Origin of the sequence: Citrobacter sp. TBCS-14 (genome assembly GCF_005280805.1) — a bacterium.
GTDB lineage: Bacteria > Pseudomonadota > Gammaproteobacteria > Enterobacterales > Enterobacteriaceae > Citrobacter > Citrobacter gillenii.
The window spans coordinates 178,276-192,802 of the sequence record NZ_SZWM01000141.1 but is presented as its reverse complement, the minus strand read 5'-3'; the positions used below and the strand labels follow the sequence as shown (position 1 = coordinate 192,802).

13 protein-coding genes, 5 tRNA genes and 1 other RNA gene are annotated in these 14,527 nt (G+C 52.7%); 10 read left to right on the top strand and 9 right to left on the bottom strand.

Features of this window, described 5'->3' with window-relative positions; genetic code table 11:
* Positions 1–23: 23 nt before the first annotated feature.
* Both ligA and FDX22_RS03355 read left to right on the top strand, forming a co-directional pair.
* Positions 24–2,039, top strand: a complete 2,016-nt coding sequence (gene ligA, locus FDX22_RS03360) for an NAD-dependent DNA ligase LigA (RefSeq protein ID WP_146716700.1) — start codon at positions 24–26, stop codon at positions 2,037–2,039.
* Position 2,040: 1 nt separating this feature from the next.
* The gene (locus tag FDX22_RS03355) at positions 2,041–2,259 is read left to right on the top strand and encodes a DUF3820 family protein (protein WP_045445890.1); all 219 of its coding nucleotides are present in this window, start codon (positions 2,041–2,043) and stop codon (positions 2,257–2,259) included.
* On the opposite strand, the gene FDX22_RS03350 is transcribed toward FDX22_RS03355, so the two are convergent.
* The gene (locus FDX22_RS03350) at positions 2,256–3,254 is read right to left on the bottom strand and encodes a bile acid:sodium symporter family protein (protein ID WP_115257837.1); all 999 of its coding nucleotides are present in this window, start codon (positions 3,252–3,254) and stop codon (positions 2,256–2,258) included. The genes FDX22_RS03355 and FDX22_RS03350 overlap by 4 nt on opposite strands.
* Before the next feature lie 89 nt (positions 3,255–3,343).
* Between FDX22_RS03350 and FDX22_RS03345 the strand changes: the two genes are divergently transcribed.
* The 4 genes from FDX22_RS03345 to FDX22_RS03330 all read left to right on the top strand — a co-directional run bounded on the left by FDX22_RS03345 (position 3,344) and on the right by FDX22_RS03330 (position 7,585).
* Complete coding sequence (locus FDX22_RS03345; protein ID WP_115257838.1) at positions 3,344–4,270, top strand: LysR family transcriptional regulator; 927 nt, start codon at positions 3,344–3,346, stop codon at positions 4,268–4,270.
* A gap of 180 nt (positions 4,271–4,450) precedes the next feature.
* Positions 4,451–5,284 (top strand): xanthosine phosphorylase, encoded by an 834-nt coding sequence (xapA, locus tag FDX22_RS03340; RefSeq protein WP_135911651.1) that lies wholly within the window; start codon positions 4,451–4,453, stop codon positions 5,282–5,284.
* Positions 5,285–5,343: 59 nt separating this feature from the next.
* Positions 5,344–6,600, top strand: coding sequence for a nucleoside permease (locus tag FDX22_RS03335; protein WP_115257840.1), 1,257 nt, complete (start codon positions 5,344–5,346; stop codon positions 6,598–6,600).
* A gap of 100 nt (positions 6,601–6,700) precedes the next feature.
* Positions 6,701–7,585, top strand: a complete 885-nt coding sequence (locus tag FDX22_RS03330; protein ID WP_146716699.1) for a LysR family transcriptional regulator — start codon at positions 6,701–6,703, stop codon at positions 7,583–7,585.
* 146 nt (positions 7,586–7,731) lie between these two features.
* On the opposite strand, the gene FDX22_RS03325 is transcribed toward FDX22_RS03330, so the two are convergent.
* From FDX22_RS03325 to FDX22_RS03305, 4 genes are all read right to left on the bottom strand, one after another.
* Positions 7,732–7,865, bottom strand: a non-coding RNA gene (locus tag FDX22_RS03325) — RtT sRNA.
* Between the two features lie 102 nt (positions 7,866–7,967).
* A tRNA-Val gene (locus FDX22_RS03315) sits at positions 7,968–8,043 on the bottom strand.
* A 46-nt stretch (positions 8,044–8,089) separates the two neighbouring features.
* Positions 8,090–8,165, bottom strand: a tRNA-Val gene (locus tag FDX22_RS03310).
* A gap of 46 nt (positions 8,166–8,211) precedes the next feature.
* Positions 8,212–8,287: transfer RNA gene (locus FDX22_RS03305), tRNA-Val, on the bottom strand.
* A gap of 258 nt (positions 8,288–8,545) precedes the next feature.
* Here FDX22_RS03305 and gltX point away from each other — a divergent pair.
* Complete coding sequence (gltX, locus tag FDX22_RS03300; RefSeq protein WP_096756264.1) at positions 8,546–9,961, top strand: glutamate--tRNA ligase; 1,416 nt, start codon at positions 8,546–8,548, stop codon at positions 9,959–9,961.
* A 56-nt stretch (positions 9,962–10,017) separates the two neighbouring features.
* Here the strand turns inward: gltX and FDX22_RS03295 are convergent, their stop codons facing one another.
* Together FDX22_RS03295 and FDX22_RS03290 are read right to left on the bottom strand one after the other, a co-directional pair.
* A complete protein-coding gene (locus tag FDX22_RS03295) occupies positions 10,018–10,410 on the bottom strand; it encodes a YfeC-like transcriptional regulator (protein ID WP_096756265.1) in 393 nt (130 codons plus the stop codon).
* Position 10,411: 1 nt separating this feature from the next.
* Positions 10,412–10,774, bottom strand: a complete 363-nt coding sequence (locus FDX22_RS03290; RefSeq protein ID WP_096756266.1) for a YfeC-like transcriptional regulator — start codon at positions 10,772–10,774, stop codon at positions 10,412–10,414.
* A 221-nt stretch (positions 10,775–10,995) separates the two neighbouring features.
* On the opposite strand from FDX22_RS03290, the gene FDX22_RS03285 reads away from it, so the two are divergent.
* Positions 10,996–11,071: transfer RNA gene (locus FDX22_RS03285), tRNA-Ala, on the top strand.
* 38 nt (positions 11,072–11,109) lie between these two features.
* Positions 11,110–11,185: transfer RNA gene (locus tag FDX22_RS03280), tRNA-Ala, on the top strand.
* A gap of 149 nt (positions 11,186–11,334) precedes the next feature.
* Here FDX22_RS03280 and nupC read toward each other — a convergent pair.
* Positions 11,335–12,537 carry a nucleoside permease NupC gene (gene nupC, locus FDX22_RS03275; protein WP_115257842.1) on the bottom strand — a complete coding sequence of 401 codons (1,203 nt, stop codon included), beginning with the start codon at positions 12,535–12,537 and terminating at the stop codon, positions 11,335–11,337.
* Positions 12,538–12,881: 344 nt separating this feature from the next.
* Between nupC and FDX22_RS03270 the strand changes: the two genes are divergently transcribed.
* Complete coding sequence (locus FDX22_RS03270; RefSeq protein ID WP_117343677.1) at positions 12,882–14,120, top strand: Nramp family divalent metal transporter; 1,239 nt, start codon at positions 12,882–12,884, stop codon at positions 14,118–14,120.
* 31 nt (positions 14,121–14,151) lie between these two features.
* On the opposite strand, the gene ypeC is transcribed toward FDX22_RS03270, so the two are convergent.
* On the bottom strand, positions 14,152–14,490 hold the full coding sequence (gene ypeC, locus FDX22_RS03265) for a DUF2502 domain-containing protein YpeC (protein ID WP_096756273.1): 339 nt from the start codon (positions 14,488–14,490) through the stop codon (positions 14,152–14,154).
* Between the last annotated feature and the right edge of the window lie 37 nt (positions 14,491–14,527).

Sequence of the window (14,527 nt, the reverse complement as noted above, 5' to 3'; positions counted from 1 at the left end):
TTTTTTATCATTGATGGTGCGATATGGAATCAATCGAACAACAACTGACAGAACTGCGAACCACGCTTCGCCATCATGAGTATCTTTACCATGTGATGGACGCACCGGACATTCCCGATGCGGAATATGATCGCCTGATGCGCGAACTGCGTGAACTGGAAGCTCAGCACCCGGATTTGATTACGCCCGACTCGCCGACGCAACGCGTCGGTGCGGCTCCGCTGGCGTCCTTCAGTCAGATACGTCATGAAGTGCCGATGTTGTCGCTGGACAACGTATTTGATGAAGAGAGTTTTCTCGCGTTCAATAAACGCGTACAGGACCGACTGAAGAGTACGGATAAGCTGACCTGGTGCTGTGAACTGAAGCTGGACGGTCTGGCGGTAAGCATTCTGTATGAAAACGGCGTGCTGGTCAGCGCGGCAACGCGCGGTGATGGCACGACCGGTGAAGACATTACCTCGAATGTGCGTACTATTCGCGCGATCCCGCTCAAGCTGCGCGGCGACAATATTCCAACGCGTCTGGAAGTACGTGGCGAAGTTTTTTTGCCGCAGGCGGGTTTTGAAAAAATCAATGAAGACGCGCGTCGTACTGGCAATAAAGTGTTTGCTAACCCACGTAACGCGGCAGCCGGTTCATTACGCCAGCTCGATCCGCGTATCACTGCGAAGCGACCGCTGACCTTCTTCTGCTATGGCGTCGGCGTGCTGGAAGGGGGTGAACTGCCGGATACCCATTTGGGCCGTTTGCTGCAATTCAAAGCGTGGGGACTTCCGGTCAGCGACAGAGTCACGTTGTGCGACTCTCCGGAGGAAGTACTTGCTTACTATCATCAGGTTGAAGCAGACCGACCAACGCTCGGCTTCGACATTGACGGCGTGGTGATTAAGGTCAACTCGCTGGCGCTGCAGGAGCAACTGGGCTTTGTGGCCCGTGCACCGCGCTGGGCGGTGGCGTTTAAGTTCCCGGCACAGGAACAGATGACCTTTGTGCGCGACGTTGAGTTTCAGGTCGGACGTACCGGGGCGATTACGCCCGTCGCTCGCCTTGAACCGGTACAGGTAGCGGGGGTGCTGGTCAGTAACGCCACGCTGCACAACGCCGATGAAATCGATCGTCTGGGTTTACGCATTGGTGACAAGGTGGTGATTCGCCGCGCGGGTGATGTGATCCCGCAGGTGGTGAACGTGGTGCTTTCCGAGCGCCCCGAAGAGACGCGTGAAATCGTCTTCCCAACCCATTGCCCGGTGTGTGGTTCTGACGTTGAGCGTGTGGAAGGTGAAGTCGTTACCCGCTGCACCGGTGGTCTCATTTGCGGTGCACAGCGTAAAGAATCCCTCAAGCATTTTGTTTCGCGTCGGGCGCTGGATGTGGACGGCATGGGCGATAAGATTATCGATCAGCTGGTCGAGAAAGAGTATGTCCATACGCCAGCCGATCTGTTCCAGTTAACAGCCGGTAAGTTGACGGGGCTGGATCGCATGGGGCCGAAGTCGGCACAAAACGTGGTCAATGCGCTGGAAAAAGCCAAACAAACCACGTTTGCCCGCTTTCTCTATGCGTTGGGTATCCGTGAAGTGGGCGAAGCCACGGCCGCAGGTCTGGCAAGCTATTTCGGTACGTTGGATGCGCTGGAAGTGGCGTCTATTGAGGAGCTACAAAAAGTCCCTGACGTCGGCATTGTGGTTGCCACTCACGTGTTTAACTTCTTTGCCGAAGAGAGCAACCGTGAGGTCATTGGCCAGCTACTGGCACAGGGCATTAACTGGCCTGCGCCGGTGGTCATCAACGCCGAAGAGATCGACAGCCCGTTTGCCGGGAAAACGGTGGTACTGACGGGAAGCCTGAGCCAGATGTCGCGCGATGACGCCAAAGCCCGGTTGACCGAACTGGGGGCGAAAGTGGCGGGCAGCGTGTCGAAGAAAACCGATCTGGTGATTGCCGGTGAAGCCGCAGGCTCCAAGCTTGCCAAAGCACAGGAGCTGGGTATCGCTGTGATTGATGAAGCGGAGATGATCCGCTTACTGGGCGCCTGAGATGGAAAAAGAGCAACTGATTGACATCGCTAATACCGTCATGCCCTTTGGCAAATACAAAGGGCGTCGGTTGATTGATGTGCCGGAAGAGTATCTGCTGTGGTTTGCCCGTAAGGATGAATTTCCACCGGGCAAACTGGGCGAGCTGATGCAAATTACGTTGCTGATTAAAACTGAGGGGCTGACGCAGCTGGTACAGCCCCTAAAACGTCCGCTTTAAGCCTTTGCGGCGCGGCCTTCCTGCTGCGCCTGCAAGGCGTCAGTTTGTCGCTTATAGCGACGAGCCATCACCGCGCAGACCATCAGCTGGATTTGATGGAATATCATCAACGGCAGCACCATCATGCCGATCACCGACGTCGGGAACAGAATGTTTGCCATGGGGATCCCGTTCGCCAGGCTCTTTTTCGACCCGCAGAATACAATGGTGATTTCATCGGCCTTATTGAAACCGCATTTACGCGCCACAAAGACATTTATCCCGATCACAATAGCCAGCAGTACGACGCTGACTACCACGATAAACAACAGTGAACCTACCCCGACTTTGTGCCAGATCCCATTCACCACGGCTTCGCTGAAGGCAGAATAAACCACCAGCAGAATCGAAGACTGGTCCGTTTTAGCGATCCATTTTTTATGTTGTGACACCCAGTTACCAATCCACGGGCGTGAAAGATGCCCCAGCACGAACGGCAGCAGCAGCTGCAGCATGATTTTACCCACCTGCTCAAGGCTGCCTTCTGCGCCATGCATATTCATCACCAGACCGACCAACAACGGTGAGAGAAAAATACCCAACAGGCTGGAGGCGGAGGCAGAGCACACGGCGGCGGCCACGTTACCACCGGCCAGCGAGGTAAAGGCAATCGCCGACTGCACCGTGGCAGGCAAAATGCACAGATACAGGAAACCCGTGTACAGCATCGGATCGACGTTAACCGGTGCCCACCAGGCAAACAACACGCCCAGCACTGGGAAGACGACAAAGGTGCTGCACATCACCCACAGATGCAACCGCCAGTGGCTACCGCCGGCAATAATGGCTTCTCGTGAGAGTTTGGCCCCATGCATAAAGAACAGCAGGGCAATCGCTGCGGTGGTTAACCCTTCAAAGAAAGGGACAAATCCACCCTCGGCGGGAAAAAAAGATGCCAGTAACACAACGGTAATCAGCGTCAACGTGAACGGATCGAGGATACGAAAAAGTTTCATAAAAGCTCCTGGAATTCGGTCGTACTAGTTTGCGTTTTTCTGTTTGAGAAATAAAATTGATTTATTGCATCCATATATGAATTAAATCGATGAATTACTCTCTGCGTCAACTGCGTATTTTTGTCACCGTCGCTCGGGCCAAAAGCTTTAGTCGGGCGGGGGATATCATCGGCTTAAGCCAGTCGGCGGTGAGCCACAGCGTAAAAGAGCTGGAAGGGCAGACGGGCGTGCGTCTGTTGGACAGGACCACACGAGAGGTGGTGCTTACCGATGCCGGACAACAGCTGGCAGCACGCCTTGAGCGTATCCTGGATGAGCTGCACAGCACGCTGCGCGAAGCCGGGCAGGTTGGCACGCAGCTCACCGGTACAGTTCGTGTCGCGGCCAGCCAGACCATCTCTGCCCATCTTATTCCCCAGTGTATTGCCCAGAGTAATGCGCTTTATCCCGCGATCGATTTTGTCCTGCATGACAGGCCGCAGCAGTGGGTACTGGAAAGTATTCGTCAGGGGGAAGTGGATTTCGGCATTGTTATCGATCCGGGTGCGGCAACGGACCTACAGTGTGAAGCGGTGCTGTCGGAACCCTTCCTGCTGCTGTGTCGGGAGGATCATCCTTTAGCCGAGCGGGAGTGGGTTAATTGGCAGGATCTCCTGCACGAACGTCTGGTGTTGCAGGATTACGCCTCTGGTAGCCGACCGCTGATTGATGCGGCACTGGCCCATTTCTCCATTGATGCCAACATTGTGCAGGAGATAGGCCACCCGGCAACGCTCTTTCCGATGGTCGAAGCGGGGATTGGTATCAGCGTACTGCCCGCGCTGGCGCTCCCCCTGCCGCAGGGCAGCCATTTGCAGGTCAAACGTCTGACGCCGGTGGTTGAACGACAGCTGATGCTGGCTCGACGTAAAAATCGCTCTTTATCGACCGCCGCTCAGGCATTGTGGGACGTCGTGCGCACACAGGCCAGTGAATTAACCGCCGGTCGTGCGCGGGATCCGCTGTATCAGTTATAAGCGCCCCATGCCATTTACGGCAGGAGAATAATGTGAAGTTGGGCGGGTTTAGCGCAACTCATCAATACCGATTTACTATCGATCGACGGGAAAAACTGTATTGGTAATCGATTGCGTAGTCTCGTTATAACATCGGGGTACGCTACGTTATTTTCGATTACTCAGTTTTAAGGACATCTCATGAGCCACACTCTTTTCTCTCAGAATCCCTGGTATAGCGCCGATATCATTCGTGGTTATAAACCTAACTTCACGCCACGCGTGGCGTTTATTCTCGGCTCCGGGCTGGGCGCGTTGGCCGAGCAAATCGAGGATGCGGTGGCGATCTCTTACGAGAAGCTGCCAGGGTTCCCGGTCAGCACCGTACATGGACATGCGGGGGAACTGGTGCTGGGGAATCTGGCTGGCGTTCCTGTGGCCTGCATGAAAGGGCGTGGGCACTTTTACGAAGGTCGCGGTATGACGGTGATGACCGATGCTATTCGTACCCTTAAACTGCTGGGCTGCGAACTGCTATTTTGCACCAACGCGGCGGGCTCTTTACGTCCTGAAGTCGGTCCGGGCAGCCTGGTCGCGCTCAGCGATCACATTAATACCATGCCAGGCACGCCAATGGTTGGACTCAACGATGAGCGTTTTGGCGAGCGTTTCTTCTCGCTGGCGAACGCCTACGATGCAGACTACCGTGCGATCCTGCAAACCGTAGCGAAAGAAGAGGGATTCCCGCTGAGCGAAGGCGTATTTGTCTCCTATCCAGGACCGAACTTTGAGACGGCGGCAGAAATTCGCATGATGCAGATTATTGGCGGTGATGTGGTTGGTATGTCGGTGGTCCCTGAAGTTATCGCTGCACGTCACTGTGAATTGAAGGTGGTTGCGGTTTCTGCCATCACCAACCTGGCAGAAGGGCTGGGGGATGTGAAGTTATCCCATGCCCAAACATTAGCGGCGGCGGAACTCTCCCGACAGAACTTCATCAATTTGATCTGCGGCTTTTTGCGCAAGCTGGCCTGAATAAAAACGATAACTGACCCCGCTTGCGGGGTCTTACTTTTTTGGCAAGGAACGGAAAAATGGGTATCGCCTCACGCTTAAAGCTCATGTCGTTTTTGCAATATTTCATCTGGGGAAGTTGGTTGGTGACCCTGGGTTCTTACATGATCAACACCCTGCATTTTACCGGTGCCAACGTGGGTATGGTTTATAGCTCGAAAGGGCTGGCGGCGATTATTATGCCTGGCATCATGGGGATCATCGCTGATAAATGGCTGCGCGCCGAACGCGCCTACATGCTGTGTCACCTGGTGTGCGCGGGTGTGCTGCTGTATGCCACCACCGTGACCGATGCAGATACCATGTTTTGGGTGATGCTGATTAACGCCATGGCTTATATGCCGACGATTGCGTTGTCGAACAGCGTCTCATACTCCTGCCTGGCGCAATCCGGCCAGGATCCGGTTACGGCTTTCCCGCCGATTCGCGTGTTTGGCACGATTGGCTTTATTGTGGCTATGTGGACGGTAAGCCTGATGGGACTGGAACTGAGCAGCGCTCAGCTGTATATCGCCTCCGGCGCCTCATTACTGCTGGCGATGTACGCGTTTACCTTACCGAAAATCCCGGTTGCTGAGAAGAAAGTGGCAACGACGCTTGCCGGTAAGCTGGGACTGGATGCGTTTGTGCTGTTTAAAAATCCGCGTATGGCGATATTCTTTCTCTTTGCCATGATGCTGGGGGCGGTACTGCAAATCACCAACGTCTTTGGTAATCCGTTCCTGCATGATTTTGCCCGTAACCCTGAATTTGCTGGCAGCTTTGTCGTGAAATACCCCTCTATTTTGCTGTCGGTGTCGCAGATGGCGGAAGTGGGCTTCATTCTCACCATTCCGTTCTTCCTCAAACGCTTTGGGATTAAAACGGTGATGCTGATGAGCATGCTGGCGTGGACGCTGCGTTTTGGTTTCTTTGCGTTTGGCGATCCGTCACCGTTTGGCTTTGTGCTGTTACTGATGTCGATGATCGTTTACGGTTGCGCGTTTGATTTCTTCAACATATCCGGATCGGTGTTCGTCGAGCAGGAAGTCAGCTCCAACATTCGCGCCAGCGCACAGGGGCTGTTTATGACCATGGTGAACGGCGTCGGGGCGTGGGTAGGTTCAATCCTGAGCGGCATGGCGGTGGACTATTTCTCCGTCGATGGCGTGAAGGACTGGCAAACCATCTGGTTGGTGTTTGCGGCTTATGCGCTGGCGTTGGCCGTCATTTTTGCGCTGTTCTTCAAATACAAGCATGAGCCGGAAAGGTCCGTGCAGAAATCGCTGGCACATTAATCCTTACCTGCGGCGGGCTAATGCTGCCCGCCGTTTTATGTTCTTGCGATGCAATGTGGTAACTTTGCGCATTATCCTTCTCCGCTGGAGCGCATTACTCATGGAACGCACGCATCGTATCGATCTGAAGTTACTGCGTTATTTTCTGGCAGTCGCAGAAGAACTGCATTTTGGACGTGCGGCTGCTCGCCTGAATATGTCACAACCCCCGCTAAGTATTCATATCAAAGAGCTGGAGCAGCAGCTCGGCACACTGTTGTTTATCCGGCATTCCCGTAGCGTGACGTTAACCCACGCCGGAAAAATCCTGATGGAAGAGTCACGCCGCCTGTTATCCAGCGCTAACCAGGCGCTGGCACGCGTGGAGCAGATTGGCCGCGGTGAGGCAGGGCGAGTCGAACTGGGCGTAATAGGCACGGCGATGTGGGGAAAAATGCGCCCGGTGATGCGGCGATTTTTGAAAGAGAACCCGAACGTTGAGGTTCTGTTTCGCGAAAACATGCCGGCAATGCAGATGACGCTGCTGGAGCGGCGTGAGCTGGATGCGGGGATTTGGCGGATGGCAACAGCACCCTCGCCCGGATTTACCAGCCTGCGCTTGCATGAGTCTTCATTTCTGGTGGCGATGCCGGAAGAACATCCGCTGAGCGCTCGTGACACCGTGCCGCTGGAAGCGCTGCGTAATGAATATTTTGTCACGATGCCTTCCATTCATACTGACTGGGCATTTTTGCAGCGTGTGTGCCAGAGCGCCGGATTTTCACCGATGATTATTCGTGAGGTGAGGGAGCCACAAACGGTGCTGGCGATGATCAGTATGGGGATTGGTATTACGTTAATTGCAGATAGTTATGCGCAGATGAACTGGCCTGGCGTGGTATTCCGCCCGCTGGAAGAACGCATTCCTGCTGATTTATATATTGTGTATGACCAACAGCAGGCAACACCTGCGCTGGAGAAACTGGTTGGGGCATTGACGATGTGATGTGTGCCGGATGGCGACTGACGTCTTATCCGGCCTACAACGACGTAGACTGTAGGCCTGATAAGCGCAGCGCATCAGGCAGAGAATGGCTTAATTGTTAAATTCTACGCATAGTAAAAAGGCGCCTTTAGGGCGCCTTTTTACATTGGAGGGGCGTGCAGGATGACTCGCTTCGCTCGCCCTTCGGGCCGTCGCCGTGAACGGCTCCGTTATCTCACTGCGTTCGACCCGAACCTGCTGCAGGTTCGAATCTTTGAATTCCGTGCATAGCAAAAAGGCGCCTTTAGGGCACCTTTTTACATTGGTGGGGCGTGCAGGATTCGAACCTGCGACCAATTGATTAAAAGTCAACTGCTCTACCAACTGAGCTAACGCCCGGAAGTGGTGGGTGATGACGGGATCGAACCGCCGACCCCCTCCTTGTAAGGGAGGTGCTCTCCCAGCTGAGCTAATCACCCACTTCGGTACTTCATATTTTGACAGAAAATCCAGCTGGCGAGAAAGTGGTGGGTGATGACGGGATCGAACCGCCGACCCCCTCCTTGTAAGGGAGGTGCTCTCCCAGCTGAGCTAATCACCCACTTCTCAATTTTCTGTTCTACACGGCGGAGACTACATAAAGTAGTTGGTGGGTGATGACGGGTTCGAACCGCCGACCCCCTCCTTGTAAGGGAGGTGCTCTCCCAGCTGAGCTAATCACCCCCGCTGTGTGGAGTCGCATTATAGGGAGAGTTGAAAATGAGTCAACGCATTTTCTAAAGAAATTGTTCGTTCGTCGTAAATTTAAACAAAACGATCGCAAAACAGTCCATGCGGCATGATTTGTATACGAAAATGGCAAAGCGTGATGTTCCAACCTGAACAACATTGAGGAATCAGACCACGGTGATAGAATACGGGCCTGATAATCTTCCCAGGATTTGCCGGTTGTCGGCATCTTTATAAACGTAAGGCCATTTCATGAAAATCAAAACTCGCTTCGCGCCTAGCCCGACAGGTTATCTGCACGTCGGCGGTGCGCGTACTGCTCTTTATTCCTGGCTTTTTGCACGTAACCATAGCGGTGAGTTTGTGCTGCGTATTGAAGACACCGATCTCGAACGCTCCACGCCGGAAGCTATCGAAGCCATTATGGATGGCATGAACTGGCTGAATCTGGAGTGGGATGAAGGTCCGTACTTCCAGACCAAACGTTTTGATCGCTACAACGCCGTTATTGATGAGATGCTGGAAGCGGGTACAGCGTATAAATGCTATTGCTCCAAAGAGCGTCTGGAACAGCTGCGTGAAGATCAGATGGCGAAAGGTGAGAAGCCACGTTATGACGGTCGCTGCCGCCACGGCCACGAACATCACGCCGATGACGAACCTTGCGTGGTGCGTTTTGCCAACCCGCAGGACGGTTCCGTTATTTTTGACGACCAGATCCGTGGACCGATCGAATTCAGCAACCAGGAACTCGACGATCTGATCATCCGCCGTACCGACGGTTCTCCAACCTATAACTTCTGTGTGGTTGTTGATGACTGGGATATGGAAATTACCCACGTTATTCGTGGTGAAGACCATATCAACAACACCCCGCGTCAGATCAACATCCTGAAGGCGCTGAACGCGCCGGTGCCGGTTTACGCGCACGTGTCGATGATCAACGGCGACGACGGTAAAAAACTGTCCAAACGTCACGGTGCGGTCAGCGTGATGCAGTATCGCGACGATGGTTACCTGCCGGAAGCGCTGCTGAACTATCTGGTGCGTCTGGGCTGGTCCAGCGGCGATCAGGAAATCTTCACCCGCGAAGAGATGATCAAGCTGTTCTCTCTTGGTGCGGTAAGCAAATCGGCGAGCGCATTCAATACCGAAAAACTGCAGTGGCTGAACCATCACTACATTAACACTCTGGCACCTGAATATGTGGCAACGCATCTGCAGTGGCACATTGAGCAGGAAAATATCGATACCCGCGTGGGTCCGCAATTGTCCGAGCTGGTAAAACTGCTGGGCGAGCGCTGCAAAACCCTGAAAGAGATGGCGCAGAGCTGCCGCTACTTCTATGAAGATTTTGCTGAGTTCGATGCGGATGCTGCGAAGAAACACCTGCGCCCGGTTGCGCGTCAGCCGCTGGAAGTGGTGCGTGATAAAATTGCTGCCATCACCGAATGGACCGCTGAAAACGTTCATCACGCCATTCAGTCTACCGCTGATGAGCTGGAAGTGGGGATGGGTAAAGTCGGTATGCCGCTGCGCGTTGCGGTTACCGGTGCAGGCCAGTCTCCAGGATTAGACGTTACGGTGCATGCGATTGGTAAATCCCGCAGCATTGAACGTATTAACAAAGCGCTGGCGTTTATTGCTGAGCGTGAAAAGCAGCAGTAAGACTGTCAGAGAGACAACAAAACGGCAGGCGCAGATCCTGCCGTTTTTTTTGGCATTTATTCGGATTCATCAATGCCCAGACGGGTGAGAAAACTACGGATACCTTCGCGCGAAAGAAACAGCGCCAGTTTTTCTTGTTCCGCTGGTGACATGTTATCCAACGCACTGATTATCTGGCGACAGGCGTGGCTACGGACAACGTGCGTGTATTCTGCAACGGGTTCTTCAGCCTGATAAAATTCCGGGATTTTGCGAAAAGCTGGGATATTGAGAATAAATTCCCGCACGCCGGCATCAATATGAATAAGCCTTGCGCGACCGCCCTTCACACCGGGAAACTTTTCGGTTTTCCAGTTTTGTTCTCTGATCCAACGATTGACCGTTTGTTTCGCGACTCCGAGACATTCAGCCAGCTCTTCGGTGGTCATTTTGCTGCGTAATTTTTTCATATTATTTGCTGTCGCGGATCCCTAAGCGTTGTAACAAACCGGTAATGCCTTCACGCAGGATCAATGACGTAAACATTTTCTGTTCTGCTGGCGTCATTTCTTTCGCGAGGGTGATCAGCAGTGTTTCAATAGAAGAGTCGCCAGCTAAAGATAAGTTGTCTGATAAACCTTCAGCTGAACGCTCTGCACTGCGAATGTATTCGCGAACTTGTTCGTTGACGTGAACCAGACGAGCTTTTCCGCCCTGAACGCCCGGTTTTGGTGACGTAGCCCAGCCTTCCTTGCGCACCCATTTATTAATGGTCTGCCGGCTGTAACCGGTCAGATTAGCAAGTTCTTCTGGCGTCATCCGTTCCTTGAACATAACGATTCCCTGAGTAGTCGTGGGGTTAATTAGTGGTTCAGTTTATAGCACCATTTTACTAGAAACCGTGACGCGTTTAACTACTGAATGCGAGTTGTTGCGCAATGTTCTTCATTTGCCTGCTTTTTCAGCGATTGAATTCAGTGAGTTAATTTTGCCGTTGACACGCGCGAAGGGAATTCATATTATGCCGCCCGTCAACTCGACAAGCTTTACGTGACGGGGCTATAGCTCAGCTGGGAGAGCGCTTGCATGGCATGCAAGAGGTCAGCGGTTCGATCCCGCTTAGCTCCACCAAATTTAATCCCACTAAATTTGGTACGTAAAGGCATCGTGGGGCTATAGCTCAGCTGGGAGAGCGCCTGCATGGCATGCAGGAGGTCAGCGGTTCGATCCCGCTTAGCTCCACCAAAATTAAGACCCTCGCTGAAAAGCGGGGGTTTTTTGTTTCTACTTCCTGCACGATCCTCTGCTTCCTCTGTCAGATCACCAAATGACGGACATAAAAAAACCGGGGAGAATCTCCCCGGCCGAGTCACTACGATTGCGATGCTACTGTCTTACAGCACCAGTGCTGCGATGGATGCGGACAGTACGCTCACCAGCGTAGAGCCGTATACCAGCTTCAGACCAAAGCGGGATACCACGTTGCCTTGCTCTTCGTTCAGACCTTTGATTGCGCCTGCGATGATACCGATGGAAGAGAAGTTAGCGAAGGAGACCAGGAACACAGACAGAATACCTTCCGCGCGTGGAGAGAGCGTAGACGCGATTTTCTGCAGGTCCATCATGGCCACGAATTCGTTGGAAACCAGTTTAGTCGCCATGATACTGCCCACCTGCAGCGCTTCGCTGGACGGCACACCCATTACCCATGCGACCGGGTAGAAGATGTAGCCCAGGATGCCCTGGAAGGAGATGCTGTAGCCAAACCAGCCGGTGACGGTGGCAAACAGGGCGTTCAGCGCGGCAATCAGCGCGATGAAACCGATCAGCATTGCTGCCACGATAATCGCGACCTTGAAGCCTGCCAGAATGTACTCACCCAGCATTTCGAAGAAGCTCTGTCCTTCATGCAGGTTAGACATCTGAATATTTTCTTCGCTGGCATCCACGCGGTAAGGGTTGATCAGCGACAGTACAATAAAGGTGCTGAACATGTTCAGAACCAATGCAGCAACAACGTATTTTGGTTCCAGCATGGTCATGTACGCGCCGACGATGGACATGGAAACGGTGGACATTGCCGTCGCTGCCATGGTGTACATGCGGTTGCGTGACATCTTGCCCAGAATATCTTTATAGGCAATAAAGTTTTCAGACTGACCCAGGATCAGCGAGCTGACGGCGTTGAAGGACTCCAGCTTGCCCATACCGTTGACTTTGGATAACAAAAATCCAATTGCGCGGATGATAATAGGCAGAACGCGGATATGCTGCAGAATACCGATCAGGGCGGAAATGAAGACGATTGGGCACAGTACTTTCAAGAAGAAGAATGCCAGGCCTTTATCGTTCATGCTGCCGAAGACAAAGTTTGTCCCTTCATTAGCAAAACCGAGCAGTTTTTCAAACATCTCGGAGAAGCCTTTCACGAAGCCCAGCCCGACATCAGAATTCAGGAAGAACCACGCCAGTAACACTTCGATAACAAGTAATTGAATAACATAACGAATGCGAATTTGTTTACGGTCACTGCTTACCAGCAGTGCGAGTACCGCAACCACGGCAAGGGCCAGGACAAAATGAAGAACGCGGTCCATATTTGCTCCAAACATGAGGCAGGTTTAATTTCCGTGCACATTCTATGCAACAACACCAAAGAAAACGAGATCAAACACACACTATAATAAGGACCTGTGACGAGATTCAAAATTAGTGATCGGTAATACACTTCCGTGATGTTTAGTATGGAAGTGAAAAGTTATGTCATTGTGCTAATCTCATAACATTAATTAAACATCTCATCTGCGTTTCCAGTTCCCTGATCTATTTATAGACCAACGCTATCAAAGAAATCATTTTTATCCATCAAAATGAATTTGATAATCATTCTCAACTGGCGTAGTTTGAAACATAGCAAAGGCTATGTTTTTGAGGCACGAAAATGACGAACGATCGCGTTGAGACAAGCAGTGGACGGGCAGCACGCAAGCTGAAACTTGCGTTAATGGGACCTGCATTCATCGCGGCTATCGGGTATATCGACCCCGGTAACTTTGCCACCAACATCCAGGCAGGGGCTAGCTTTGGCTATAAACTGCTGTGGGTCGTCGTCTGGGCCAACCTGATGGCAATGCTGATTCAGGTATTGTCGGCCAAGCTGGGGATTGCTACTGGAAAAAATCTCGCCGAGCAAATTCGCGATCACTACCCACGTCCGGTGGTGTGGTTTTACTGGGTGCAGGCTGAAATCATTGCCATGGCGACCGACCTTGCTGAATTTATCGGTGCTGCGATTGGCTTTAAGCTGATCCTCGGCGTTTCGCTGTTACAGGGGGCGGTGCTGACCGGTATAGCTACATTTTTAATCCTGATGCTGCAACGTCGCGGGCAAAAACCACTGGAAAAAGTAATTGGTGGATTACTGTTGTTTGTGGCCGCGGCATATATTGTCGAACTGATCTTCTCGCAGCCGAATCTGGCGCAGCTGAGTAAGGGCATGATCATTCCCAGTCTGCCGAACTCTGAGGCGGTCTTTCTGGCAGCCGGCGTACTCGGCGCGACCATTATGCCGCACGTCATTTATTTGCACTCCTCTTTAACTCAGCATCTGCATGGCGGGACACGGCAACAGCGCTACGCGGCAACTAAGTGGGATGTGGCTATCGCCATGACCATTGCCGGGTTTGTCAATCTGGCAATGATGGCTACTGCTGCCGCAGCCTTTCACTTCAGTGGTCATACCGGCATTACCGATCTCGATCAGGCTTATCTGACGCTGGAACCGTTGTTGAGTCATGCGGCGGCGACGGTATTTGGTCTCAGCCTGGTGGCGGCGGGGCTTTCTTCAACGGTTGTCGGCACGCTGGCCGGACAGGTTGTGATGCAGGGGTTTATCCGTTTTCATATCCCGCTGTGGGTTCGTCGTACGGTTACTATGATGCCGTCATTCATCGTCATTCTGATGGGACTGGATCCCACCCGTATTCTGGTCATGAGCCAGGTGTTGCTGAGTTTCGGTATCGCGCTGGCGCTGGTACCACTCCTGATATTCACCAGTAACGGTACGTTAATGGGGGATTTAGTTAACACCGTCTGGGTTAAATATGTTGGCTGGATGATTGTGGTACTGGTGGTGGCGCTAAATCTCTGGCTGCTGGTAGGCACTGCGCTCGGGTTGTAAGCAAAAAGAGCCCGCAGGCTCTTTTGTTACATTAATGATGGTGGCCATGACCACGTCCGTGGCCTTTGCCGCGACCGCGATGGTCATCGCGATCGTTCCAGCCTTCACGGTAACCGCGCTCGTACGCTTTGCGCTTATCCCAACCACGATGATTACCGTTATCATGACGCCACCAGCGATTTTTGCGCCATTCATAATTATTGTGCCAGTAACCCCGGTCGCGCCAGTGGCCGCCGTCCCAGTAGTTACCATAATTATCGCGATCGCCAATTTGCAATTTTATTGATGGCAGCAGGGTGATTTCACCAGCGTTTGCGGCCAGCGGCGTGAAAGCCAATAAGGCTGCAGCCAGAATCAGTGACCTGAACATTTTTTCTCTCCTTCACGATCGAGCCGTAGCCGGCCTG

Excerpts from the sequence above, each read along its gene's own strand:
- FDX22_RS03330 (WP_146716699.1), top strand. The coding sequence starts at position 6,701 with ATGGAACGCACGCATCGTATCGATCTGAAGTTACTGCGTTATTTTCTG.
- nupC (WP_115257842.1), bottom strand. The coding sequence starts at position 12,537 with ATGGACCGCGTTCTTCATTTTGTCCTGGCCCTTGCCGTGGTTGCGGTA.
- FDX22_RS03335 (WP_115257840.1), top strand. The coding sequence starts at position 5,344 with ATGGGTATCGCCTCACGCTTAAAGCTCATGTCGTTTTTGCAATATTTC.
- FDX22_RS03345 (WP_115257838.1), top strand. The coding sequence starts at position 3,344 with ATGAATTACTCTCTGCGTCAACTGCGTATTTTTGTCACCGTCGCTCGG.
- FDX22_RS03350 (WP_115257837.1), bottom strand. The coding sequence starts at position 3,254 with ATGAAACTTTTTCGTATCCTCGATCCGTTCACGTTGACGCTGATTACC.
- FDX22_RS03295 (WP_096756265.1), bottom strand. The coding sequence starts at position 10,410 with ATGAAAAAATTACGCAGCAAAATGACCACCGAAGAGCTGGCTGAATGT.
- ypeC (WP_096756273.1), bottom strand. The coding sequence starts at position 14,490 with ATGTTCAGGTCACTGATTCTGGCTGCAGCCTTATTGGCTTTCACGCCG.
- ligA (WP_146716700.1), top strand. The coding sequence starts at position 24 with ATGGAATCAATCGAACAACAACTGACAGAACTGCGAACCACGCTTCGC.
- xapA (WP_135911651.1), top strand. The coding sequence starts at position 4,451 with ATGAGCCACACTCTTTTCTCTCAGAATCCCTGGTATAGCGCCGATATC.
- FDX22_RS03355 (WP_045445890.1), top strand. The coding sequence starts at position 2,041 with ATGGAAAAAGAGCAACTGATTGACATCGCTAATACCGTCATGCCCTTT.
- FDX22_RS03290 (WP_096756266.1), bottom strand. The coding sequence starts at position 10,774 with ATGTTCAAGGAACGGATGACGCCAGAAGAACTTGCTAATCTGACCGGT.
- FDX22_RS03270 (WP_117343677.1), top strand. The coding sequence starts at position 12,882 with ATGACGAACGATCGCGTTGAGACAAGCAGTGGACGGGCAGCACGCAAG.
- gltX (WP_096756264.1), top strand. The coding sequence starts at position 8,546 with ATGAAAATCAAAACTCGCTTCGCGCCTAGCCCGACAGGTTATCTGCAC.